Consider the following 22,897-nt stretch of genomic DNA (forward strand, 5'->3'; position numbering starts at 1 on the left):
ACGCTTTAATACCGCGCAAATTGTTCGTCGGGATAGCACCACAGCCAGCGCTCACCGGGCTCGGCCGAGATCACGACAGGATGGTCCATCGTTCGGGCGTGTTTGGAAGCATGCTGATTGGGTGACGAGTCGCAGCACAAGGTGGTGCCGCAGGTCTGGCAGGTGCGCAGATGTACCCAGCGACTGCCGGTTTTGACGCATTCGTCGCACGCGTGGGCGCGGGGCTGCTTCAGGTCTCCAACGGCCTGAAGATGGGCGCAGGGTTTGGGCGTTAGGCTCATAGCAAGGGGATTGGGAGGTAAACGTTACTGCTGGTTTCGGCAGGTCTTCAACGCCGCTTCTACTTCCTCGATCGAGGTTTTATCGGCCTCGTTGCCCCACGAATTCTGAATATAGGTGATCAGTTCCGCAATTTCCAACGGATACAGTTCCTCGTGCCCCGGCATGGGTTGGTTGTAGGTAATTCCGTCGACGACGATCTCGCCAGCCATACCCCATTTGATGCCACACACCACCGCGGCTTTGTGTTGCGCGACGTAATCGTTGCCCACCAGCGGCGGATACAACTCCCCCAGCCCCCGGCCATCGTCGCCGTGGCAATTCAGGCAGTGCTTTTCGTAGAGGTACATGCCCTCCGAATAGTAGCGCGCCTTCTCCACGTCGTTGGGGTTGCAGGCGCCTAGCATCAGCAGCAGGGCACCGATCAAACCGACTCCTCTCACGAATTTGTTTCGTACTCCTGCAGCAGCAGGTCGATGTCGTGAATCAGCTGGTCGACGTCGGCCGCGTCGGTCCCGTCATAATACCCCCGAATGCGACGATCTTTGTCGATCAGAATTAATTTTCCGCTGTGGTCGAGGCTTTCCACGCCCCGCTCGGGGTCGTCCTGCACCGGGACCAAATAAGCCTCCCGGCTCATGCTGAAAATGTCGTCTTTTTCGCCCGTCACAAAGTGCCACTTATCGCTGTTGTCTACGCCCAGCTTGTCGGCATAGTCGCGCAAAACGGCCACCGAATCGTAGCCGGGATCGACGGTATGCGAAATAAAGCTGACCTGATCGTTATCCTCGTACGCTTTGTAGACCCGCAGCATCTGCTTGCTCATGATCGGGCAGATCGACTGGCACGTCGTGAAGAAAAAATCGGCGACGTACACCTTGTCATCAAAATCGTCTGTCGTGACGGTTTCGCCCTCCTGGTCTGTAAACTGAAAAGCGGGAATGGTTTTGTAGATGGTGTCTTCGACTTCCTGGCCATTGACCATGCGGGTGGCCACTTCGCGGGGGCCTAACACGGGCAACCGTTCAGGCGTCGACTGGCAGCCGGACCAGAGCAGAATGCCTGCGCCCAGTGCCCAAAAAGATGTTTTCATAACTACGTTGACGAATCGTTTCGATTGATCAACACAAAACTAGGCAAACCGGTGCGGACAAAGCGGCACATTGGTGAGTTTACAAAGTTGCCGGCCAGAAAATAAGCGCTCAGCGTCAGGCGTTCAGCCCGATGACCGGGCGGCCTCCCTTGCGCCCTACTGCCATTCGGCCAGCTCGGCGTAAGTATAGTCTTCGTGGACTTCCGGCACGTTCGTGTTTTTGCGGGCCTGTTGCGACACCAACGGCGAAACGGTATGGACGCGCAAATAACCGTCGTCGACGGGACGCATCAGGTGCTCGACGTCGGGGCGAGTCAGGTCTTCGCGAATCCATTGCCGCTCCACCTCGTGGGGCAACACAAACGGCATGCGTTCCTTGGTGTTGTGAATGCGGGCCATCAGCGGATTGGCGTCCAGGGTCACCACCGAACAGGTATTCACCACTTCGCCCGTTTCGCGGTCGGTCCAGGTTTCCCAAAGGCCCCCCAGGGCAAACGGCTTCTGTTGTTGCACCTGAATAAAGAAAGGGTACTTTTTGCCGCCCTGGTGCATCCACTCGTAAAAGCCGTCGACCAGGATAAGACACCGCCGCCGGGCGGCCGCCTGCTTGAACGAAGGCTTTTCAAACATGCTGTCGCCACGGGCGTTAAGCGTCATGCGGGCCAGATCGCTCGCCTGATCTTCGTTTTTCACCCAGCCGGGAATCAGCCCCCACCGAAACAGTTGAATGGCCTGCGGTTGGTCGCCGGTGATGACGGGCACCTCGGGATGCGCAAAGGCCGACACATGATGGTAGACGGGCGGCTCCACCCCATCCGGAAACTGGGCCTGGAAGCGGTCTTCCAGCGCTTCGGCCGGAGACGTGAGAGCAATGTGGTAGCACATGAGAGAATACGTGGAAGGTGAAGGGCAGAGCGACTCAGCGCTGGAGCATCGATCCGTACACGACGGCGTCTCCTTCGGGCAATTCCTGGAAACCGATCTGCAAGGCTTCCTCCTCGCTTTTCCGGTTGATCTCCACCCGGAACTTGCGTCCGGTGTCGCACGAACAGTCGTCGCAGGCCTCGCCTTCGTGAATGGCAATCTTATAGACGGGAATTTCGTACTGACTAAGGTATTTCACCAAATTCGCCTTGGTTTCTTCGTCGGACGTGCCGGCGGGCCAGGGATCGTCGCAGCCAGTTTCTGCGTAGTAAACCCAGCTGGTTTTGATCGGCTCTTCACAAGCCGACACCAGCAGAGCTACTGCCGAAAAAAGTGCTAACATTGACAAACTTTGGCCGAGACGCATATCGTAGTTTAAGACGCAAGATATACGCGGTATGTTGCCCTGCGGCTCACAAAAAGTTAAAAAAACATTAGATCTGAAGCGTTTCTCCCATGCCCCACACCCTCGCTCGTGTTTCAGTGCTTGTTGCCGTGCTCACCGTCCTGCTGACGGGTTGTTACGGCCTCTACCCGCCACCCGAAAAACCGCTCTCGCCCGTCCCGATTATTCCGCACCAGAAGGACGTCAAAGTTTTTGCGAAAGGCGACACGCTGGCCGATTCGTTGTACCTGCCCATGTACGAGCTGGCCGTGCCCGATTACGCCGGGGCGATGCCGCTGGAAGACTTCGAATACCTGGCGCAATCGTACGGGCTCGATGCAGTCATCAACGTCAGCAACCGCCCGCTGCGAGGCAGCACGCGCTACCTGTATAGCTCGTCGATGCTCTACGGACTGGGCATTATCTACTACGACAGCCTCGACTACGTCCGTTGGTTCGTAAAAGATAAGTGGACCTACAAACTCCCCGAACGCGACGGAACCTCCGCCCAGGAAGATTCGGCCCAGGTACCCGCCCGGCTGGTCTACCGCGCACATTTCGACTACCGAAGCGAGGAGCGCCCACCCCGCGAAGGCGAGCCGAACGAAGATTACGTGCGCTACGTGCGCAACTACTCGGCCGATTTCCTGATCAACGCCATCGAAAACTGGCGCTTCAAGCTCTCGGCCAGCACGAACCAGCTCGTCAAACGGCGCTATTACCAGAACGGGGAGAAAGTGTTGACTGCCGCCTTTACCTACGACCGCAAGGGGCGAATCGGGCAGATCGACCTGCAACATCACCAGAAAGAACCCGATCAGGAGACCATCGAACTGATTTATGACTCGACCGACCGGGTGATCGAAAAAAATATTACGGTCGACGGCGAACTGACCGGCCGGGAATTTTTGTATTACGACAACCTGAACCGCGTGGACCTGACCAAGTACTACCAACGGCAGGGCGAAGACCTGGTGCTCTACCTCCAGACCGAATACGATTACTACGAACCGATCGACTTTTACCCGGATTCGCTGCAGGTCGAGAATCGGTAGACGCCCCGAATCCACGGAAATCTGCCCGTATTCCCGCCCTACTTGTTAGGTTTGCGGAAACTAGTTGCCATGAGAACCTCCGAAATACGCTTCACTATTACCCTCGACGACAACAACGTGCCCGAACAAATCCACTGGCGGGCGGCCGATGCCCCCGGCGGCGGACAGCAGGAAACGCCGGCCATTGCGCTGGCCCTGTGGGATCAGCACGACAAAAGCACCATGAAGATTGACCTCTGGACAAAAGAAATGCCCGTGGGAGAGATGAAGCGCTTTCTGATCGGCACCATCGGCAGCCTGGCCGACACGCTGGAAAACGCAACCGACGACATGTCCATGGCCGGCGACATCCGCGAGTTGTGCGAGCGGTTGAGCAAAAAACTGGCCGACCAGGAAAAGACACAGGAGTAGGCCTGACGGGTGAGGCCTCCGCTCCGAAATCGGCAACGATTGTGTGAAGAAGGCTTCTTTCCACAGGGCAATTCGCAAAAAATTGTAGGGTCTTTTGTTAATTTTCCTTCATTTCTTGAGCAGAATTCTCGAATCTCTATCAATATTGATAGATTTGGGCGTCGTTTCAGACCTTACTACGCAGCTACACATCTGATCATTTACTTTGCATGAAGAGAATAGCAGTTTTTACCTCGGGGGGGGATGCCCCGGGCATGAATGCGTGTATTCGCGCCGTCGTTCGCACGGCGGTTTATCATAAATTAGAAGTTTTCGGAATTAAGCGGGGATACAACGGCATGATTCAGGGCGACATCTTCCCGATGACGTCGTTCTCCGTGAGTAACATCGTACAACGCGGCGGCACCGTCCTGAAGTCGGCCCGCAGCATGGAGTTCAAAACCAAAGAAGGACGCCAGAAAGCCTACGAAAACCTCAAGCGCCTGGAAATCGACGGCCTGGTGGCCATCGGGGGCGACGGCACCTTTACGGGGGCCAGCATTTTCTACGACGAGTACCAACTGCCCACGGTGGGTTGTCCCGGCACCATCGACAACGACCTGTACGGGACAGACTACACTATCGGGTTCGATACGGCGGTGAACACGGCGCTCGACGCCATCGATAAAATCCGCGACACGGCCGACTCGCACGACCGGATCTTCTTCATCGAAGTGATGGGCCGCGACTCCGGTTACATCGCCATCGAATCGGGCATCGGCGGAGGTGCTGAGATGATCATGGTTCCGGAAACCCTCACGACCTTCAACGACGTGATCGAGACGCTCCGGCAAGGATGGGACCGCTCCAAAACCTCGTCGATCATTGTGGTGGCCGAAGGCGACGAACTGGGCAACGCCACCGAAATTGCCGAGAAAGTCAAAAAACAACTCCCCCACGGCGACTACCGCGTCAGCATCCTGGGCCATACGCAGCGGGGCGGCGCCCCCACAGCCATGGACCGCATTCTGGCGAGCCGTCTGGGTGTCGGCGCGGTCGAAGGCCTGCTCAAGGGCATGTCGAACGTGATGGCGGGTGTGGTGAACAACCAACTGGTGTACACGCCTTTCAAAGAGACCATTACCAAGAACAAAGCCATTCACCCGGACCTGATTCGGATCGTCGATATCCTGAGCGTTTAAGTACGTTCTTCCTGAGACTCAAGCCTCTGAGGCCGCCCTTGTTTTCAAGCGTGGCCCCAGAGGCTTTTCTGTGTGCGCTCCATCTTTTCCTGGCCGTTCCGGTGGCCCTTCTCTCCCCGCCCTGGTGCCGCGCTTCGGTCCCAATGTGCATTTCCTGCAAAAAGTAAAACCTGCCCTTCAGAAATCCGTTTCTCTCGGTACGCTGGCGACCCACTTCCGGGACAGGCATCACCGTGCCACCGTTCGTCCGGGTCGGCTGTCAGCCTACGTTCGCGTTAATTTTGGGATTCCCTGTGCAAATAAAAACTCCTTATCCACCCGGCTTCCGCACTTTTTTTATTCGGCTGGCCCTTAATGCCCGCTATGTGTGGCGTCTGTTTCTGGCGATGATCACGCCGCCTTACGAAGGCCGCGAAATTCTGGCGCAGTGCTACCGCATGGGCTACAAATCGTTTCTGCTCATCGGCTTCACCGCCCTGCTGGTGGGCAGTGTTTTCACGCGGCAGTCGCGCCCGTCGCTGATCAGTTTCGGTGCCGAAAGCTGGTTACCCTTTCTGATGGCCGTCGCCATTGTGCGCGGGACCGGCCCGCTGGTCACCGCCCTGATTTGTGCCGGCAAAATCGGTTCCAACGTGGGCGCGGAGCTGAGTGCCATGAACGTGACCGAACAAATCGATGCGATGGAAGTCTCGGGTACGGACCCGTTCCGCTACCTGGTAGTGTCGCGCGTGACGGCCATCACCCTGATGCTTCCCGTGCTGGTGATTTACGCCGATATGCTGGGGCTGTTCGGCGCTTTTCTGACGACCCGCTACTACACCAACATCAGCCTGGAACTGTTTGTCCACCAGACGTTTAGCTCCCTATCGATTCGCGATCTGGCCCTGACCATCATCAAACCGCTGGTATTTGGGTTCGCCATCGGGACCATCAGCACATACCACGGGTATTACTCGTCGCGGGCCACCATTGGCGTGGGCAAAGCCGCCAACTCGTCGGTTGTGGCGTCGATGGTTTCCATCTTCATCCTCGACTTCCTGACCGTACAGTTTATCTCCCTTTTTCCGTAAGAACCCCTCACCTGTTGACAAGAGTTGTGAAAGACGTTGCCGTAAAAGACCAACGAAAACATACCGGAGCCTCGGCGTTCCTGCCTCCTGACGACCTGAAGTGCGTGCTCCACATCGAGCACCTGCGCAAAGCGTTCGAGGAGCGTGTGGTGCTGCAGGACGTGACGCTGTGCCTGTTTCAGGGCGAAAATCTGGTGATTCTGGGCCGCTCCGGGACAGGGAAATCCGTCTTGCTGAAGTGCATCATCGGCCTGATTATGCCCGACGAAGGCACCGTGGAAGTGCTGGGACGCCGGATCGATACCCTCTCGTCGCGCGAGTTGATGGAACTGCGCCGTCGGGTCGGCTTTTCGTTTCAGGGAAGTGCCCTGTACGATTCGATGACGGTCCGCGAAAACCTGGAATTTCCGTTGCGCCGCAACCTGGGCATCGACGATCCGCGCGAACTGAAACCCCGCGTGGAAGAAGCCCTGGAGGCCGTGGGCCTGTCGCACGCCATCGATCAGCAGCCCTCCGAATTGTCGGGAGGCATGCGCAAGCGCATCGGCATTGCCCGCACGTTGATCCTCAGGCCCGAAATTATGCTCTACGACGAGCCGACGGCGGGCCTGGACCCGGAAACTTCGACCGACATCAACGACCTGATCAACGAAGTGCGCAAGGTGTACCATACGTCGTCGATCATCATCACGCACGACATTGCCTGCGCCAAAACCACGGCCGACCGGATCATCTTTCTGAAGGATGGCCTCTGTTACAACGAAGGGTCGTTCGCCCAGATGAGCCGCGAAGACGACCCGCTTCTCCAGACCTTTTTCAATTATTTCAAAGTATCCTCATGAAAGCCATCGAAATACGCCGGAACATCCGACTGGGCATTTTTGTGGCAGTTGCCATTCTACTGGTGCTGCTGGCCCTGTTCACCATCGGCGGTCAGAATAATTTGTTTGCCCCCACGTTCCCGCTGCAGGTAGAGTTTCGCAACGTGCAGGGATTGCAGGGCGGCGACCGCGTCCTGTTTTCGGGCGTGGGCATCGGCAACGTCACCGACGTAGAAATTGTGCAGGACACCGTGATTCGGGTGCAGATGAAAATCAAGGAACGGGTGCGGCCGTTCATCAAGAAAAATTCGACCGCCACCATCACGACCGACGGCCTGGTGGGCAACAAAATTGTGGTCATTGAGCCAGGCGACGCCGCTTCCGGTCCCGTCGACGACGAAGATTTTATCGTGGCAAAAACCGAAGCCGGCGCTCAGGAACTGATCAACACCCTGACCGCCTCGGGACAGAACGTGATGGAAGTAACGGGCCAACTGAAACGCATCGCGCAGGGCCTCGAAGAAGGCCGGGGAACCTTCGGCATGCTGCTGAAAGACGACCAGATGGCCGCGTCGCTCCAACAGGCCGCCCTCAACATTCAGGTGACGGGACGCAATTCGGCCACCATCACGGGCGACATCCGCAGCATGGTGAACCAACTGCAACGCAACCGGGAAGGCCTCGTCAGCACCCTACTGACCGATACCAGTTTCTCGCGCGTTTACGATCAGACCCTCACCAACATCCGCGTTACCGGCGAGAACACCGCCGAAGCCACCGGCGACTTCAGTCGCTTTACCGACAAGCTGAACAACGAGGAAGGCTCGCTCAACGTACTGCTGGCCGACACGGCTTTCGCCAACGACCTGCAACGTACGCTCACCAACACCGCGCGGGGCACCGAAGCCCTCGCCGAAGATGCCGAAGCGCTGCAAAAGACTTTTCTGTTGCGGGGCGTGTTCCGGCGGCAACGCAAGCAGGAAGCAAAAGCCCGGGAACAGGCCCAAGAAGAAGCACAGCAGAAGCAGTAACCCCAACGGAAACAAGAACGTCTCCCGGATACCGCAGCAAGGCCGTAGTACACGGGAGACGTTTTTCTAGTGAGTCGAGAAACCGCTTACCGTTGCAGAAGCATGCGACGCGTCTGGCTTCCCTCGTTCGTGAACAAGGTATAGAAATACACGCCGTTCGAAAGTCCCTGGCCGTCGAACGCAACGCGGTACGTACCGGGCGTCTGCCGACGATCGACCAGCGTGCGCACCGGCTGCCCTAGCGTGTTGTACAACACCAGCCGTACCGGCGTCGGCGTCAGCAGTTCGTACCCGATGGAAGTCAGGTCCCGCAACGGATTGGGATAGTTCTGCTCCAAGCGGGAAGAGACGGGCTGCGTCCACCCTTTCGACGACGTGACGGTCGTATCGGCCGGCAGCCAGTCGCGGTCGAAGCGCGGGTGCGAGCCCTGCGCGAAGATGTTGGCGATGGTGTACTGCGCCGCTTCCTCGTCCGTCAGTTGCTGGGAAATAGAGATGCGCTGCGACACGTCCGAACCGGGTCCAAAGCACTGATACTCTGCGTACAGGGCGGGCTTCACGTTCCAGGTCGACCATCCGGCGGGCGACAGCGACGCCGGCTCTTCACACTGCACGAAGACCGTGCGCGGGGCGTCCTGCCAGGGGCGTCCCAGAATAAAAGAGGTAATCGGCGTTCCGTCGAACCCGACCGAGTCGGCGGTGATGGTGTTGTTCAGAAACACGTACCCGAACTTGCTGACGGCTTCCGTCGCGGCGGCGGTCAGTGCCCCACCGTTCCGGTTCACGTGAAGTTCGCAGTGATCGAACACCACAATGTCGCGCCCGAAAATGAAGTCGACCGATCCTTCCACGTAACAATCTTTCAGGTAGATCCGGCCGGTACCGCGCCCGCCCCACGTGTAGAACGTATCCTGATACCCCAACAGACGGCAGTTGTAATACGCCTGGCGGTCGCCATTGACGCGCAGCGCCACGGCTTGCTGCCCTCCTCCCGAGCCGTCGTTGACGACGGTGTTCTGGAACGTGATGTTCATGGCCGTGAAATCGTCGGGCTCGATGGCCACGCTGTAGGAATTCGAAGTGCCCCCGGCAATTCCCGCGTAGTCGTCGTACGTCAGGATGGTCGTCAGCGGATCGTCGCCTTTCAACACGACATTCACTTTATTCCGCTCCAGGATCAGCTTTTCCTTGTAGGTGCCGGGCTTTACGTAGATCGTGTAGGTGCCGGTATAGTTGTCGGGAACCGCATCGAAGGCCGCCTGCACGGTTTCGTAGTCGCCGCTGCCGTCCTGCGCAACCGTCACCATCACATCCGGCGCTTTGGCTTCCGTCGTAAAGGTTACTTCATCGCCATAAGCCGTTCCCACGCCGTTGGTCGCATACGCCCGCACATAGTAGTCGGTATTTTCTTCCAGCGGCATCAGCGCGCTCTGAAACGCTCCCAGGCCCGCCCCCGCTTCGCTGTATGCATCGGCCAGGGTCGGGGCACCGGTGGTGTTCCAGACCAGCCCGCGCGCGGTGATGGTGTCGCCACCCCAGTCGGTTACTTCGCCACTGCCCACCGCCTCTTCGGCCAGAATGTTGGAAATCTGTCCCGTGGTGACCGTGGGCACCGAACGTTCGGTCAGGGTCGTGAAGCTCACTTCCCCGCCGTAGCTGGTTCCGGCGCTGTTGGTCGCATACGCCCGCACGTAATATTGGGTGCCGGGCGTCAGGCCGGTCAACTGGCTGGAGAAGGTGCCCGGGCCGGTGCCGTCTTCGGTTTTGCTGTCGTCAACGGTCGGGCTGCCGGTGGTGTTCCAGACCACGCCCCGGGCCGTAACGGGTGCGCCGCCGTCGGTATAAATGTTGCCCCCGCTGGTGGCGAAGGTGGTCGAGATGGCAGAAACCGGTTGCGAGGAAATCGCGGCCGGATCGGCCGTCACGCCGCTGACGGTCCCGCTGATGGTCACGTCTTTCAGGGCAACCAGCTTGGCCCACCCTTGCGCTTCGGTGTTGTAAGGGTAGATGCGTAGGTAAAACTGCCCGCCGCTTTCGACCATGGCCTCGACCGGGAACGTCCAGGAGGCCACCGCATTGCCCACCAGTGCCGAGTCGGCTACGAGCAGCGTGCTGGTGGCAAACGTGGGGTCGGTCGACGCGTAGACCGTGGCGCGGAGCGTGGAGGTAAACCACCCGCCGATGTAAAACGAAACTTCTTCTACCGCCAGCGTCCCGCCCGATTTGGGGGCGGCCGCAAACTGGGCATACATGCCGCCGACCGAATCAGGCTCGGCTATCCATTCGCCTTCGCCGGGTGTTTTGAGCGAGATCACCTTGACCTGCTCGGACGTGCCGTCGATCGGCAGCTCCGTAAAGTTGTAGAACTCCAGCCCTTCGAACGCGGGCAATTCGGCGACCATACCGCCGGTCGTGACGGGTTCCTGCGTATCGTTGAACGACCACAAGGCCGTCGAAGAAGCCGGAAGGGCTTTGCTTTGGCCCCCGATCATCACGTTGTTGGGCAGGAGGTATTTCCCGGTCCGCACGTCGGGGTCCTGGTCTACCCACGGGTAAATCCGCAGGTAAAACGTATCGCCTTCGGCCAGTTGCACCTCGGGTGCGCCGCTAAAAGTCATCAGCGTGTCGACCGAGAGGTAATTATTCTCCAGCCCGGTGTCGTACATCAACTCCATCGCCTCCGAAAAATCGGGCGAGGCGGCGTAAAAAATGCGTGCCCGCATGGAGCTGATCGACCGCGCCGCCAGTCGCAGCGAAAGCGTATCGACCATGAAGGTGGTCCCTTCGTTAGGGGCCACGGCAAACTCTACGTACGTACCGGCGATGGTATCGGTCTGATTGGCAGGCCATTCGTTACCCTGAATGCGCAGACGCTGGCTTTCTTCCAGGCCGGTGTACTGATTCAGTTCCAGGTTACTCAGCCGCTCGTCGGTGGCTGCTACCAGGCCCGTGGTGACCGGTGCAAAGCCTGTACCGTCCGCATCCGGATTGGTCAGCGGCCAGGTGGCCGACGACGGCACCTGCTGCGCCCAGGCGCTTGCCAGCGTGAGCCAGCTCAGCAGAAGAAAAAACGAAAATCGGCAGGGTGTTTTCATGGGTGGTGGGGTTCGTTGAAAAATGGGTTATCGCTGGTAAAGAGCAGCCTACCCCATCGCAACAACCCAACCCGCCCCTGATTTTTAAGACTTAGCAGAGAAAGTTGACAGCACGAGGCGTCAAGAAAAATCGTTAGCGTACAACTCGGACAATTCCCAAGTCGTCGGTGGGTCGTAAGCCGCACTGCTGTTCCAGATAAGCCCACTTCTTGGTGAACATGCTGGGTAGGTGCATGTCGTCCCGGTTGGAGAGTAAGTACGCCACCGGATCGACTTGCGGGTTGGAGGCCGCTTTGGTGTACGGTGCAAACGTAAAAATGCCGTCGGTGCTCAGGCTGACATCTGAAAAATGCCGGAAGGAGATTACCTGCGTTTGTTGCCGGTACCAGGTGTTGAAATCGGTTCCCAGATGGTAGCCCAAGTAATCCGGCCGGTTCTGGTGATCGTACTCCGTCAGTTGTCCGTCGATGCACACCAGCCCATCCCCCACTGTAAGCACTATGTCCTCTTCCTGCTGCTCGTCCAGCACCATGAGCAGCAACGTCGTTAGCAGTTCATCATCGCGCAGCACGAGTTGATTCGTAAGCGCCCTGAACTCCGCCAGAAGCTGCCGGAGAATTTCCCGCAGATCCACCTCAACCGAGCCGGACACCAAGGGTGCGTACAACGCTTGATAGCTTCGTTCCAACACAATTTTCCGCAACAGCTTGCCCACCAGCGTCGCTGCAAAGTAGCTGTCGGTTCCCATCGTGCAACCGTCCATCACCGCCCCTACCAACCGGTGCGTGCTCAACGGTGCTGTCAGTACATAATCCTCACAGTGGTTAACGTGGTGCTCGCCAATGCGCAACAATTGATACGTGTTCATGCATCGGCAAAATAAACTCTTCTTGTATTTCTCCCGATGGTCGAACTACCTAAGTTACCTCGTTACTCTTTCAGTTTGCTGTGGGAGCGGCTGTAGGTGAAGTACACAACGAGGCCCAACACCAGCCAGATCAGGAACCGGATCCAGTTGGTCGCGCCCAGTTCAGACATCAGGTACAGGCAACTCAGGAGCCCCAGTACCGGAATCAGCGAGAGGTTGAGCCGGTACGCGAGCACGGCCACCCAAATCGCCACCCCCAGAAACAGTAGGAACGGCCATTCGTCCTCGTGCCGGAGGGCGGTAATCGTCCAGGATTCAGGGCTCAGGACGAAACTGCCAATCAGCATCACCGCCAGTAGCACTGGCACCCAATACTTGCCGTTGACGTACGGTACGCGAAAACGACCGTCGGCCGGGAGCGGTTCGGCGGGCTGGCCCTGCTGTTGCACCAGCAGGCCGCCGCAGACCAGCACAAACGCGAACAACGTACCGATGCTCGTCAGGTCGGTCACTTCCGTCAGGTTCATGAACAGCGCCGGAATGGCCACCACAAAGCCCGTCACCACGGTCGCGAACGAAGGCGTCTGGAACCGGGGATGGATGCGCGAAAACGCCGGGGGCAGCAGGCCGTCGCGGCTCATGTTCATCCAGATGCGGGGCTGTCCCATCTGAAACACCAGCAGCACGCTGGCCATCGCGATGAGGGCCGTAAACGCGACGATGCCACCGATCCAGTGCAGACCAACGCGCTGAAATACAAACGCCAGCGGATCGCCGACGCGCAGGCTTTTGTACGATACCATGCCGGTCAGCACCAGCGTAATCAGCACGTAGAGGATGGTACAGATGATGAGCGAATAGATGATGGCGCGGGGCAAATCGCGCCGCGGATTGCGGGCCTCTTCGGCTGTGGTCGACAGGGCATCGAACCCGATGTAGGCAAAAAACACAGCCGAGACGCCTTTCATCACGCCCCCGAATCCTTCCGGATCGAACGGATTCCAGTTGGCCGGATGGACGTAAAACGCCCCGATCAGAATCACCGCCAGCACAACCAGCACTTTGATGCCCACCATCACGTTGTTGATGGTTTTCGACTCCCGCACGCCGATGTACACCACCGCCGTAATCAAGGCCACAATGACCAGCGCTGGCAGGTCGACGATCAGCCGCAGGCTTCCCAGCTGGGGGGCGGTCGACCAGGCGGCCGCTGCTTCCTGCAACAAAGGTGTCGTCGCCTCACCCCCGCGTTGCACCGCTTCGTAGCCCCGGAACGCGCTGAAAAAATCCATCGTCAGGTACGCGGGCAGGTGAATGTTCAGTCCCCGCAGAAACGCCGTGAAGTAGTCGGACCACGAGATGGCGACCGCAATGTTGCCGATGGCGTATTCCAGCAGCAGGTCCCAGCCGATGATCCAGGCCAGGAGTTCGCCGAACGATACGTAGGCGTATGTATAGGCGCTGCCTGAAATGGGTACGGACGATGCAAATTCGGCGTAACACAGGGCGGAGAAGCCACACGCCACGGCTGTGAACACGAACAAAAGCGACACGGCCGGCCCGCCGTCGGCGGCAGCGTTGCCGATCGTACTGAAAATGCCGGCACCGACGATGGCGGCGATGCCCAGAGCCGTCAGGTCGCGCACGGTGAGCACCCGGCGCAGTTGCGGGGCCGGCGGTTCGGTTCCTTCCACCAGTTCGTCGGTCGAAGGCAGCATGTCCACGGATTTTCGGCGTTGAAAAAGCGGATGTTGTAGCATAAAATAAGATGATATCAGGCAATGAAGCGAGCAATCCCAAACGCAGCGGCGGCGGCCAGTCCCCCCACCACGACGGTTTGCAGCGCACTACGCCACGCCCGGGTCCCCGTAAAGAGGCCTTTGATGTACCCAAAGACCCCGAGGGCCAGCAGCGTTGCGACCACCGACCAGACCAGCGCCTCCAGAATGGGAATCGCAAAAAAATAAGGGCTGAGCGGAATCAGGCCTCCGGCAATGTACGCCCCTGCAATGGTCAAGGCGCTTTTTAAAGCACGACGCGGATCAGGTTCTTCCAGTCCCAACTCAAAACGCATCATAAAGTCAATCCAGGCCTCCGGCCGTTGACGCAGCGCCTTCGCTATCGCCCTCCCCTCCGGTTCTGCAAGGCCGTAGTTTTTCAAGACGTCTACGACTTCCTGCTCTTCGCGTTCGGGCATGCGCTCTACTTCGCTCTGTTCACGGCGACGCTCACTGAAGAAGTGCTCCCGGTCGCTGTTGGCCGCCAGGTAACCGCCCAGCCCCATCGCGATGGAGCCGGCTGCAATTTCGGCCAGACCCGCCGTCAGTATCAGGTCGGTCTGCGCTACTGCTCCGGCCAGTCCGGCCGCCAGCGCAAACGGCACCGTCAGCCCGTCGGACATACCGATCACCACATCGCGCACCGTTCCGGAGGCCGTGAAATGCTTTTCTACATGAGGGGTCTGAGGCATAGGCAGTGCTGGCAAACGCTACCACCTAAAGTAGAGAGGAAACTTCAGAGATACGCCGTTTCAAAAATTTTAAGCTGTTTTTAATTAACTCCCCCAGCAGCGCCCTCGTAACCTCTACTAACGTAACTTCTTTTTGGTGAGGAGTTTAGCGGCCTGACTTCCTGGAATGTGTCTTTTTCCCTCAGCCGACCGTTGGCTCCCCTTCTTCCACCCTTAGATTCCCACGTATAGCTACGAAAACAAAATCTGCTGCGGCACAAAACGGCCAGTCCATCGCCCATGCCGAAGGCTATCCGACTCCCGCGGCGCTGGCAACACCCACCGACCTGCACGACGACGAAGTGCAGGCCGTGGTCCAAGCGGTCAATCCGATCATTGCCGATGCTTTCGCACTTTACCTTAAAACCAAGAATTTCCACTGGCACCTGTCCGGGCCGCACTTCCGCGACTACCACCTGCTGTTCGACGAGCAGGCCGAGGCCATCCTGGACTCCATCGATCCGCTGGCCGAGCGCATCCGCCGCATCGGGGGAACCACGCTGCGGAGCATTTCGCACGTGCATCAGCTCCAGACCATCACCGACAACAATGAAGCATTTGTCAAACCGCTCGACATGGTGAAAGAGCTGCTGAGCGGCAACCGGCACATCGCACGGCAGATGCGCGAGGCGATGGAGTTGTGTGATGCCAAGCGCGATCACCCGACCAGCAACTTGTTGCAGGAAGTACTCGATGCCACCGAACGGCGCATCTGGTTCCTGTTCGAGATTACGCAACAAACACAGTAACCCCGCCGACGGCGTCTGGCTACGCCGTGGCGCGCTATACACTTTTTTCGGCCGGGTGAGTCTCTTCTGAAAACGGCCCACCGAGGCCCCATTTTAATTTTTTCGCTTTATCACTTTTTGATCTGATCATGAACCAAACAGTCAGTGATTTTATCCTCAAGCGCATGCGTGGCTAATCCTCCTTGTTGTACGCGTTTAGTGGAGAGGCTACTGGTTCAACGTCACGACCACTTTGCCGACGGTGTTACCGCGCTGAAAACGGCGGAGGGCGTCCGGTAATTCGGCAAACGGAAAAACTTGTCCGACATGCGGCGGCGCGAGCTGGAGCGCCTGCAGGCCGTCGAGCATCTGGTGCATCAGGTCCGTTTGTTCGTAGAGAAAAATGAGGTTGAAGCCCATCAGCGACTTGTTCTGCGAAGGCAAACGCAGAGGATCGATCTTGGGACGGCGCAGGAATTTCCAGAGCAGTTGCGGGTAATTGGGCCGGTCGCTATGCGACGTGAAACTGGCCGATCCGTAGGCCACCATGCGGCCCATCGGGGCCAGGACGTCCCAGCCCTGCCGGAGAATCGTCCCGCCGATGCACTCCATGATCAGCAGCAACGGACGTCCGTCCAGCGCCTCGACCAGTCGTTCCCGGAAGTCACTGCCCCGCAGGATGATCGCGTCGTACCGTTCCTGTTCCCGCAGAAAATCCACTTTGTGCGGTTGCCCGACGGTGCCGATCGTGTAGGCATCGTATTGTTTGCAGATCCGGTTGGCGAGGATGCCAACCCCGCCCGCCGCACTGTGGATCAGCACCGCCATGCCCCGCTGCAAATTGCCCAGTTCGGTCAGGGCGTAAAACGCGGTGAGGCCCTGCACCAGAAACCCCGCCCCTTCTTCAAAACTCCAGGCGTCCGGCAGCGGGGTCACGTACCGCCGATGGCTGTTGAGGTGCGACGCGTAGCCCCCGAATTTCGTCGCGCCCATCACCCGGTCGCCCACGTGCCACTCCGATACGGCCTCGCCGACGGACGTCACCACGCCGGAAAATTCCAGGCCGGGGATGAACGAGCCTTTCGGGGTGGCCTTGTACAGTCCCTGAATGGCAAAAATATCGGCGAAGTTGAGGCCGATCGCCTTCACCTCCACCTGCACTTCGTCGGGTTGCGGAGGTGCCAACGCTTCGGTTCGTTGGTCCAACTGCCGGAGCGAACCCGCTTTGGGCATACGGTATACCTGACGCTGTAGCATAGACGATCTGTATCAGATTAATTCTTTCGTATGACAGAACGTGTCGGTAAGCAGTGGGTTACTACATGAGCCTGCCCAAGCCTGAATCAACCCGGTAGATTAGGAGACACCTGTCAAAAAGAACGGTATCGTTTCCATAGAGTAAGTACGCGCTCCAAAAGGGAGATCGTCAGAAGCACAAAAACAACTTGAAACCAACGTACCAGTTGATCTATCGGAAGGTTTCCTACTTTCGTAAGCATCTCCGGAAGTGTCAGGCTCAGGAAAACCCCGAGGACCGTTCCCAGAGCAAAAAACAGCATAGATAGATGGATATTCCGGCGGACGCCTTTCTTCAATTCGGTCTCAATTGCGATTCGCTGCAGGACCCGGTCTTCGAAATCAGAGAAGGGGAGTTGCAGTTTGCTCTTTCGCAACAGGGTGGCTAGCGTTTCGTCAGGAGGGGAAGATGAGGACATCGGAAATTAGATTAGGTTGCGTTCAGTAGTTCTTTGCAAGCGACCAGCATGCTCTTACGCGCTCGGAATAAAGTCACTTTTACTTTGGCTTCGGTCCATCCGGTGATGGCGCTTACTTCTTTGACACTTTCTTCTTCCAGGTAGAAGAGCCTTAACACCAGGCTCTCGTTGGGTGAAAGTTTCCGAAGGGCTTCGTTGATCAAATGGGTTTGCTCCTCTTCCTGAGGTGACAGCAAAATGCTTTCGTCGACCCATTCCGCTTTAGAGTCATCTACAAACGAGATGCTTTCCCACTTTTGAATCTGTTTCAATCGCTTGAAGGCTTCATTGGTAACAATCCGGTACAACCAGGTGCTGAATTTTGACCGGCGATGAAACGACCGGATGCCTTTAAACGCCTTTATAAAAGACTCTTGCACCACTTCTTCTGCCTCAAATTCATCTTTGACAACCGACATGGCAATGGAAAAGGCCATGTCTTTGTACTGCGTGATGAAATAGCGAAAGGCATGGGTATCTCCCTCCAGTACTTTGTCAAGATAGAGGTCATCCATACCTCAGCTATGGTTTTTCTCTCTATCCACATAATGGGCCACAATCATGGAAGCCCCGACACAGGCAAACAAGACAAACAGGTAAGGGGGTTCATCAATCACATCCATGCGGATTAAGATTGCCTGTAGCCCAAAACCTACGCTCAGCCCGATGGTTACAATGCCGGCACGAAGCCAAGGAAACGTGAAAGGTCGCCTGTCATTCAAATACAAGTTCATGTCGACACCTTTCTCCAAGAGGACAAGCCGCTCCTTCGCTTTAGCGCGATGATAGAAATAAAAAGCCAAGAAAATGCAAGTAATGAGGACTATGACGAAGACGGTTAACAGAATGAAGGGAAGATACTCGTAGGCAATATTCATAACGATTCTTTGATTTTCTATCGGTTGGATCAGCCAGCACCCGCATTGGTTACAAACTCAAAAAAATAATTTCAATTTGCCCCTATGCACGATTTCCGTTTGCGCGTCTTCTACAGTGTCGCGACGCACCTGAACTTTACCAAGGCGGCGGGTGAGTTGTTCATCAGCCAGCCCGCCGTGACGCAGCACATCAAAGAACTGGAAAAGCAGTACGAACTGCGGCTCTTTGAGCGGCGGGGGAACCGGATTTCGCTGACGCCCGGCGGCGAACGCTTGCTGGAATACGCGGAAGAGGTGCTGTCGCTGCACCGCAAATTGGAAAACGACCTGCAAACCCAGTCCCAGCAGCGGTGGCGAGGGGCGCTGCGCATCGGGGCCAGTACCACGATTGCGCAGTACGTGCTCCCCGCCGTGATGGCCAGTTTTTACGACCGCCATACGGACGTCAACTTTTCGTTGTTGAGTGCGAACACGACGCAGATTGCGGACGCGCTGCTGAAAGGACGCATCGACCTGGGGCTGGTGGAAGGACCGGTGGCCAGCCGCGACCTGAAACAGGAATGGCTGCTGGACGATGAACTGGTGGTGGTGGCGGCCAGCAAGAGCGAGTGGGCCCGTCAGCCCCGCCTGACGCTGGCCGAACTGCCCCGGTTGCCGTGGGTGATGCGCGAAGAAGGGTCCGGCACCCGTTCGGTGGTGGAACAGGCGTTTACCGACGTCGGCATTGCGCCCGAGGCGCTGCAGGTGGTGATGTCGCTCGGCAGCACCGAAGCCATCAAATCGTTTTTAGCGGCCGGGGTGGGGGTCAGTGTCCTCTCCCGCCGATGCTTGCGGCACGAGCTGGCGCTTGGCATTTTGCAGGTGTTGTCCATCCCGCAGTTTCAGCCGCACCGTTCGTTCAGCTTTTTGTACCTGCAAGGCCCGACGCCGACCGGATTGGCCGGCGAATTTCTGCGATTCACACGACGAATGCTGCAACAAGCAGATTAATCACAGATCAATAACTTATACTTATACTACATCATAAATTACAATTATGATGTAGCGATAGGGTCTTCTACCTTTGTTTCCAGTAAGCGAAAACCGACATGGAAACATCCGAAAACTATCCGTTGCCCCACCGCCTGACGACCTGGCACCGTCGCCTGCAAGGCTTGCTGGAACGGAGCGTCACTTACCGAGAAATTATCTTTGTACTAGCGTTAGCGGTGTGTCTGTTGCCCGAAATCACGCCCCCCCTGGCCTTGGTACTGGGCCTGATTGTCGCGCAACTTATCGGTCACCCGTTCCTACACCTCAACCACAAGGCAACCCGCTGGCTGTTGCAAGGTTCGGTGGTGGGATTGGGGTTCGGCATGCATGCCGGCAGCGCGTTGGCCGCCGGAAAAATGGGCATCACGTTTACGGTCATTTCCATTCTGGGCACGCTTGTGGTCGGCATAGCGCTTGGAAAGCTGTTGCGTCTCGACCGGATTACGGCCTACCTGATTGCGGGCGGTACGGCCATCTGTGGGGGCAGTGCCATTGCTGCGCTCTCGCCCGTCCTCAACGCGAAGGAGCAGCAAATCTCCGTGGCGCTGGGCACGATCTTCCTCCTCAACTCTGTCGCGCTGTTTCTTTTCCCCTGGGTTGGGCACCTACTTGACTTATCGCAGACGCAGTTTGGCCTCTGGGCGGCGCTGGCCATTCACGACACCAGTTCGGTGGTGGGCGCCGCCGGGCACTACGGCCCTCAGGCGCTCGAACTCGCCACCACGGTGAAACTGGCGCGGGCGCTCTGGATCATTCCGGTGGCGTTGGTTACTTCACTCCTGTTCAAAACCCGCGGCGCCAACGTCACGATTCCGTACTTCATCGGTGGGTTTGTCGTGGCCATGGTCCTGAACACCTACGTACCGATGCTACGGCCGGTCGGAGCGGTGGTGGTACCCCTGGCGCACACCGGACTGACATTGACACTCTTTCTGATCGGCGCGGGCCTCTCGCGTCAGGCCTTGCGGGCGGTAGGCTTCCGGCCATTGGTGCAAGGCGTGCTGCTGTGGGGGCTGATCTCGGTAGCGGCTCTGGCCCTGGTCTTGCAGTGGCACGGATAGCCGCTGGCGCATCGTCTTGCTAACAAACCCGTATACTGCTATTGTTGCTTTCTGATTTCCTACCCGTCCTACTTTAAAGAGAACCCTCTATCCTTTGGCTCACAATAGGTTACAAACACCAGACAACGTAAATCTGGTGTTTACCAGACAACTATTTTCTCCGACCTTTCTTAGGATATTTCAAATTTTATTATGATTATCGCCCCATTCTTTAACATACGCTTAACCTATGAAAAGACTCCTCCTCCCCCTCGTCCTGAGCCTCTTCCTCCCGCTTTCCCTGGCTCATGCACAGATTACCATTACGCAGAGCTCTTTCTTTGAATTAAACCAACGCCGCGTCGATGGTGATGTAGAATCGGATACGATCACGATTTCTCCGGCAGGTCCTGATCAGATGTGGGACTATAGCGCCTGGACGGATGTTGACTCAACTTTTATTAACATCATCTCTCCAGAAACAACCCCTTACTATGCAGATTTTCCGGATGCAACTCATGCGATACTAGTCGACTCGTCTTCAACTTCGTTTGGTTTTGATGAGAGTGATAGCACAAGTGCCTACGTTTACTTTAGCAGCAAGCCCTCTGGCTTTTTTATGGAAGGGTTTTCTACGGTGTTTTTTGGAGATACTGTAGCCTATAAATACACGCCCCCCCTTCTCTTCGCTCCTTTGCCTTTGGCGTACGGCGATCAAGGAACAGATTCTTCAAACAGTCGAGTAGAAGTTAATATTGAATTTGAAGGAGAAGAATACCAAGGCCAAATGCGCTCAACCGTCATAACCGAGTGGGAAGCTGATGCTTGGGGCACGGTGATGCTACCTGGCGATCAGATGTACAACACCCTCCGGCTGCAATCCATTCAGACGTCGTTCGACTCAATTTTCGTCATGATTTTCGGCGAGGAAGTTTTAATGTCGGCAGAAGAGTCCGGCCCCGATACTTCCTATTATTGGCTTACGAATGGAACACCTCACTTGGTGATGGCAGCGTCACTTTACTCCGAGAGCGATACAGTTAGCGTTTCGTTCTTCATGTCGAGTACAGAAATTGTTACCGATGCGAAAACGCTGCTGAACCGGGCACCCGTCCGGGCGTATCCGAACCCTACGCGCGATCAGATCACGTTCGAGGCCGAGAAAGCGACCGGAGCGCCCCTTCAACTCCAGGTGTTCGACGCCACCGGCCGGTTGCAGGAAACACACGAACTGACCGAACGGTCGTTCACCTTACCGACGCGCCACTACGCCAGCGGCACGTATTTCTACGCCCTGACCGATCGGGACGGCACCGCCCGGCGCGGCAAGTTTGTCGTGACGCGCTGATCGTCTTCCACCTTCTCCACAACGCGGCTGCTCACCAACGTGGGTAGCCGCTTTTTTTGCCCCCGGCCTCCCGTCTGGCATTTTGGTGTAACTGCCGATTTTGTTTGCGCGTTGCAGAAACAAATCTTTACCTTGGGACTTCACCCTGATGTCTATGAAAAAACGCTACTTCCCTCTGCTGTTTCTGCTTCTGTGCTACGGCACCACCCACGCGCAACTTACGCTGACGCAAGACGATCACTTCCAGTCCGGCCAGCTTCGTACCGATGTGTTGTTGTCGAGCGAAACGTTCGTGTTGCCCGACAGCGGTAGCCAGCAGTTGTGGGATTACAGTTCGCTGACCGGCGGCATGCTGTCCAACACGTCGATTCTTGAGCCGGCCCAAACGCCCTACGCCGCACAATATCCGGGAACGACCTACGCCCTCGCGGCCGGTTCGAGCACCGGCATTTTTGGTGTGGAGAGTTTCCTGGCCGACATGGACGGCTACGTATACCTGTCAAGCACCGAAGCGGGCATTCAGGCCGATGGCGTCGTGCTGAAACGCGGTGGCGAAGCCCTGAAATTTCCGTTCGAACCGGCACTGGTGCTGTTCCCGACCCCGCTGCGCTACGAGGACGCCGGCCTCGACACGGCCTTTATTTCGGTTTCGTTCGACACGACGCTGACGCTCCCTAACACCACGCTTTCGTTCCAGGGTACGGTGACCATCGACAGTTACATTTATACGGATTGGAAAGCCCTCAGCGAAGGATTGCTGGCCACGCCCCTCGACATTTACGAAACGCTGCTGCTTCGCTCCATCCGGACGGTGTACAACGAGGTCTCGTTTACCTACGACGTGTTTATGGTGCCGACCACGCTGCCCATCTCTCAATACACCAGCCCGGCCGACACGTCCTATTCGTGGCTGACGAACGCCGAACCGTTTCTGGTGATGACGGCCAGTCCGGACTCCGGCACTACGGAGCTCTCGTATTTTGTCTCCAACGAAGTGATTACCGACGCTCCTTCTTTGCTTGCGACTGCCTCGGTGCGGGCGTATCCGAATCCTGCCAACCAGCAGCTAACGCTGGACGCTGCGCGGCTTGTTTCGCCTCCCACCTACCTCCACGTTTACGACATGACGGGACGTTTGCAACACTCCTACCCGATGGCGCAGCGTCAGCTGACGGTCGATACCCGTTCGTATGCCAGCGGTGCGTATTTCTACACCCTCGAAACCCGAGACGGCACACACCAGCGCGGCAGATTTGTGGTTACGCATTAATCGCGGTGAAATGCGAAGCGCATGGAGCAAAGCGCAGAGCGTGAAAGGCGAAGTGAGCTGTATGAAAGAATGAGAAGGAGCGTTTAGAGATTAAGGCGGAAGTCTGCTTTGTCCCTCACCAGCCG

24 protein-coding genes are annotated in these 22,897 nt (G+C 57.3%); 11 read left to right on the forward strand and 13 right to left on the reverse strand.

Annotation, left to right across the window (positions count from 1 at the left end; genetic code table 11):
* Positions 1-5: 5 nt before the first annotated feature.
* The 5 genes from BLR44_RS11835 to BLR44_RS11855 all read right to left on the reverse strand — a co-directional run bounded on the left by BLR44_RS11835 (position 6) and on the right by BLR44_RS11855 (position 2,639).
* Complete coding sequence (locus BLR44_RS11835) at positions 6-281, reverse strand: UBP-type zinc finger domain-containing protein (RefSeq protein ID WP_089682056.1); 276 nt, start codon at positions 279-281, stop codon at positions 6-8.
* Positions 282-305: 24 nt separating this feature from the next.
* The gene (locus tag BLR44_RS11840) at positions 306-722 is read right to left on the reverse strand and encodes a c-type cytochrome (protein ID WP_143017249.1); all 417 of its coding nucleotides are present in this window, start codon (positions 720-722) and stop codon (positions 306-308) included.
* Positions 719-1,372, reverse strand: a complete 654-nt coding sequence (locus tag BLR44_RS11845; RefSeq protein WP_089682061.1) for an SCO family protein — start codon at positions 1,370-1,372, stop codon at positions 719-721. The genes BLR44_RS11840 and BLR44_RS11845 overlap by 4 nt, the downstream gene beginning before the upstream one ends.
* A gap of 156 nt (positions 1,373-1,528) precedes the next feature.
* Positions 1,529-2,257 (reverse strand): SOS response-associated peptidase, encoded by a 729-nt coding sequence (locus BLR44_RS11850; RefSeq protein ID WP_089682064.1) that lies wholly within the window; start codon positions 2,255-2,257, stop codon positions 1,529-1,531.
* A gap of 34 nt (positions 2,258-2,291) precedes the next feature.
* Positions 2,292-2,639, reverse strand: coding sequence for a hypothetical protein (locus BLR44_RS11855; protein ID WP_089682066.1), 348 nt, complete (start codon positions 2,637-2,639; stop codon positions 2,292-2,294).
* 113 nt (positions 2,640-2,752) lie between these two features.
* Here BLR44_RS11855 and BLR44_RS11860 point away from each other — a divergent pair, with 113 nt between their 5' ends.
* The 6 genes from BLR44_RS11860 to BLR44_RS11885 all read left to right on the forward strand — a co-directional run bounded on the left by BLR44_RS11860 (position 2,753) and on the right by BLR44_RS11885 (position 8,250).
* Positions 2,753-3,736: a hypothetical protein gene (locus BLR44_RS11860; protein WP_089682068.1), complete on the forward strand. Its 984-nt coding sequence runs from the start codon at positions 2,753-2,755 to the stop codon at positions 3,734-3,736.
* A gap of 69 nt (positions 3,737-3,805) precedes the next feature.
* On the forward strand, positions 3,806-4,147 hold the full coding sequence (gene gldC, locus BLR44_RS11865; protein ID WP_089682070.1) for a gliding motility protein GldC: 342 nt from the start codon (positions 3,806-3,808) through the stop codon (positions 4,145-4,147).
* A gap of 209 nt (positions 4,148-4,356) precedes the next feature.
* Positions 4,357-5,328 carry a 6-phosphofructokinase gene (gene pfkA / locus BLR44_RS11870; protein ID WP_089682072.1) on the forward strand — a complete coding sequence of 324 codons (972 nt, stop codon included), beginning with the start codon at positions 4,357-4,359 and terminating at the stop codon, positions 5,326-5,328.
* A 293-nt stretch (positions 5,329-5,621) separates the two neighbouring features.
* A complete protein-coding gene (locus BLR44_RS11875) occupies positions 5,622-6,398 on the forward strand; it encodes an MlaE family ABC transporter permease (protein ID WP_245706039.1) in 777 nt (258 codons plus the stop codon).
* Between the two features lie 80 nt (positions 6,399-6,478).
* Positions 6,479-7,240 (forward strand): ABC transporter ATP-binding protein, encoded by a 762-nt coding sequence (locus BLR44_RS11880; RefSeq protein WP_410493079.1) that lies wholly within the window; start codon positions 6,479-6,481, stop codon positions 7,238-7,240.
* Positions 7,237-8,250, forward strand: a complete 1,014-nt coding sequence (locus BLR44_RS11885; RefSeq protein ID WP_089682074.1) for an MlaD family protein — start codon at positions 7,237-7,239, stop codon at positions 8,248-8,250. Before BLR44_RS11880 ends, BLR44_RS11885 begins: the two co-directional genes overlap by 4 nt.
* 86 nt (positions 8,251-8,336) lie before the next feature.
* Here the strand turns inward: BLR44_RS11885 and BLR44_RS11890 are convergent, their stop codons facing one another.
* The 4 genes from BLR44_RS11890 to BLR44_RS11905 all read right to left on the reverse strand — a co-directional run bounded on the left by BLR44_RS11890 (position 8,337) and on the right by BLR44_RS11905 (position 14,683).
* Positions 8,337-11,345, reverse strand: coding sequence for a pectinesterase family protein (locus BLR44_RS11890; RefSeq protein ID WP_089682076.1), 3,009 nt, complete (start codon positions 11,343-11,345; stop codon positions 8,337-8,339).
* A 133-nt stretch (positions 11,346-11,478) separates the two neighbouring features.
* The gene (locus BLR44_RS11895; protein WP_089682078.1) at positions 11,479-12,213 is read right to left on the reverse strand and encodes a protein phosphatase 2C domain-containing protein; all 735 of its coding nucleotides are present in this window, start codon (positions 12,211-12,213) and stop codon (positions 11,479-11,481) included.
* Between the two features lie 62 nt (positions 12,214-12,275).
* Positions 12,276-13,931 (reverse strand): amino acid permease, encoded by a 1,656-nt coding sequence (locus tag BLR44_RS11900; protein WP_245706040.1) that lies wholly within the window; start codon positions 13,929-13,931, stop codon positions 12,276-12,278.
* Between the two features lie 56 nt (positions 13,932-13,987).
* The gene (locus BLR44_RS11905) at positions 13,988-14,683 is read right to left on the reverse strand and encodes a VIT1/CCC1 transporter family protein (RefSeq protein ID WP_089682082.1); all 696 of its coding nucleotides are present in this window, start codon (positions 14,681-14,683) and stop codon (positions 13,988-13,990) included.
* A gap of 350 nt (positions 14,684-15,033) precedes the next feature.
* On the opposite strand from BLR44_RS11905, the gene BLR44_RS11910 reads away from it, so the two are divergent.
* On the forward strand, positions 15,034-15,471 hold the full coding sequence (locus BLR44_RS11910; RefSeq protein ID WP_245706041.1) for a Dps family protein: 438 nt from the start codon (positions 15,034-15,036) through the stop codon (positions 15,469-15,471).
* Between the two features lie 207 nt (positions 15,472-15,678).
* Here the strand turns inward: BLR44_RS11910 and BLR44_RS11915 are convergent, their stop codons facing one another.
* The 4 genes from BLR44_RS11915 to BLR44_RS11930 all read right to left on the reverse strand — a co-directional run bounded on the left by BLR44_RS11915 (position 15,679) and on the right by BLR44_RS11930 (position 18,082).
* Positions 15,679-16,707 carry a synaptic vesicle VAT-1 family membrane protein gene (locus tag BLR44_RS11915; protein ID WP_089682086.1) on the reverse strand — a complete coding sequence of 343 codons (1,029 nt, stop codon included), beginning with the start codon at positions 16,705-16,707 and terminating at the stop codon, positions 15,679-15,681.
* 113 nt (positions 16,708-16,820) lie between these two features.
* The gene (locus tag BLR44_RS11920; protein WP_089682088.1) at positions 16,821-17,165 is read right to left on the reverse strand and encodes a hypothetical protein; all 345 of its coding nucleotides are present in this window, start codon (positions 17,163-17,165) and stop codon (positions 16,821-16,823) included.
* 11 nt (positions 17,166-17,176) lie between these two features.
* Positions 17,177-17,719, reverse strand: a complete 543-nt coding sequence (locus tag BLR44_RS11925; protein WP_089682091.1) for an RNA polymerase sigma factor — start codon at positions 17,717-17,719, stop codon at positions 17,177-17,179.
* Between the two features lie 3 nt (positions 17,720-17,722).
* Positions 17,723-18,082 carry a DUF6249 domain-containing protein gene (locus BLR44_RS11930; protein ID WP_089682093.1) on the reverse strand — a complete coding sequence of 120 codons (360 nt, stop codon included), beginning with the start codon at positions 18,080-18,082 and terminating at the stop codon, positions 17,723-17,725.
* Between the two features lie 84 nt (positions 18,083-18,166).
* Between BLR44_RS11930 and BLR44_RS11935 the strand changes: the two genes are divergently transcribed.
* From BLR44_RS11935 to BLR44_RS11950, 4 genes are all read left to right on the forward strand, one after another.
* The gene (locus BLR44_RS11935) at positions 18,167-19,072 is read left to right on the forward strand and encodes a LysR family transcriptional regulator (RefSeq protein ID WP_089682094.1); all 906 of its coding nucleotides are present in this window, start codon (positions 18,167-18,169) and stop codon (positions 19,070-19,072) included.
* Positions 19,073-19,170: 98 nt separating this feature from the next.
* Positions 19,171-20,175, forward strand: a complete 1,005-nt coding sequence (locus BLR44_RS11940) for a YeiH family protein (protein WP_089682096.1) — start codon at positions 19,171-19,173, stop codon at positions 20,173-20,175.
* A gap of 766 nt (positions 20,176-20,941) precedes the next feature.
* Positions 20,942-21,502: a T9SS type A sorting domain-containing protein gene (locus BLR44_RS29070; RefSeq protein WP_218127056.1), complete on the forward strand. Its 561-nt coding sequence runs from the start codon at positions 20,942-20,944 to the stop codon at positions 21,500-21,502.
* Between the two features lie 154 nt (positions 21,503-21,656).
* A complete protein-coding gene (locus BLR44_RS11950; RefSeq protein ID WP_176956009.1) occupies positions 21,657-22,772 on the forward strand; it encodes a T9SS type A sorting domain-containing protein in 1,116 nt (371 codons plus the stop codon).
* The last annotated feature ends 125 nt before the right edge of the window (positions 22,773-22,897 follow it).

Source organism: Catalinimonas alkaloidigena (assembly GCF_900100765.1).
GTDB lineage: Bacteria > Bacteroidota > Bacteroidia > Cytophagales > Flexibacteraceae > Mooreia > Mooreia alkaloidigena.

Coding starts and splice junctions, on each gene's coding strand:
- BLR44_RS11905 (WP_089682082.1), bottom strand. CDS start 14,683: ATGCCTCAGACCCCTCATGTAGAAAAGCATTTCACGGCCTCCGGAACG.
- BLR44_RS11920 (WP_089682088.1), bottom strand. CDS start 17,165: ATGTCCTCATCTTCCCCTCCTGACGAAACGCTAGCCACCCTGTTGCGA.
- BLR44_RS29070 (WP_218127056.1), top strand. CDS start 20,942: ATGCGCTCAACCGTCATAACCGAGTGGGAAGCTGATGCTTGGGGCACG.
- BLR44_RS11900 (WP_245706040.1), bottom strand. CDS start 13,931: ATGCTGCCTTCGACCGACGAACTGGTGGAAGGAACCGAACCGCCGGCC.
- BLR44_RS11855 (WP_089682066.1), bottom strand. CDS start 2,639: ATGTTAGCACTTTTTTCGGCAGTAGCTCTGCTGGTGTCGGCTTGTGAA.
- BLR44_RS11940 (WP_089682096.1), top strand. CDS start 19,171: ATGGAAACATCCGAAAACTATCCGTTGCCCCACCGCCTGACGACCTGG.
- BLR44_RS11915 (WP_089682086.1), bottom strand. CDS start 16,707: ATGCTACAGCGTCAGGTATACCGTATGCCCAAAGCGGGTTCGCTCCGG.
- BLR44_RS11835 (WP_089682056.1), bottom strand. CDS start 281: ATGAGCCTAACGCCCAAACCCTGCGCCCATCTTCAGGCCGTTGGAGAC.
- BLR44_RS11935 (WP_089682094.1), top strand. CDS start 18,167: ATGCACGATTTCCGTTTGCGCGTCTTCTACAGTGTCGCGACGCACCTG.
- BLR44_RS11885 (WP_089682074.1), top strand. CDS start 7,237: ATGAAAGCCATCGAAATACGCCGGAACATCCGACTGGGCATTTTTGTG.
- BLR44_RS11925 (WP_089682091.1), bottom strand. CDS start 17,719: ATGGATGACCTCTATCTTGACAAAGTACTGGAGGGAGATACCCATGCC.
- BLR44_RS11860 (WP_089682068.1), top strand. CDS start 2,753: ATGCCCCACACCCTCGCTCGTGTTTCAGTGCTTGTTGCCGTGCTCACC.
- pfkA (WP_089682072.1), top strand. CDS start 4,357: ATGAAGAGAATAGCAGTTTTTACCTCGGGGGGGGATGCCCCGGGCATG.
- BLR44_RS11850 (WP_089682064.1), bottom strand. CDS start 2,257: ATGTGCTACCACATTGCTCTCACGTCTCCGGCCGAAGCGCTGGAAGAC.
- BLR44_RS11845 (WP_089682061.1), bottom strand. CDS start 1,372: ATGAAAACATCTTTTTGGGCACTGGGCGCAGGCATTCTGCTCTGGTCC.
- BLR44_RS11950 (WP_176956009.1), top strand. CDS start 21,657: ATGAAAAAACGCTACTTCCCTCTGCTGTTTCTGCTTCTGTGCTACGGC.
- BLR44_RS11895 (WP_089682078.1), bottom strand. CDS start 12,213: ATGAACACGTATCAATTGTTGCGCATTGGCGAGCACCACGTTAACCAC.
- BLR44_RS11930 (WP_089682093.1), bottom strand. CDS start 18,082: ATGAATATTGCCTACGAGTATCTTCCCTTCATTCTGTTAACCGTCTTC.
- gldC (WP_089682070.1), top strand. CDS start 3,806: ATGAGAACCTCCGAAATACGCTTCACTATTACCCTCGACGACAACAAC.
- BLR44_RS11890 (WP_089682076.1), bottom strand. CDS start 11,345: ATGAAAACACCCTGCCGATTTTCGTTTTTTCTTCTGCTGAGCTGGCTC.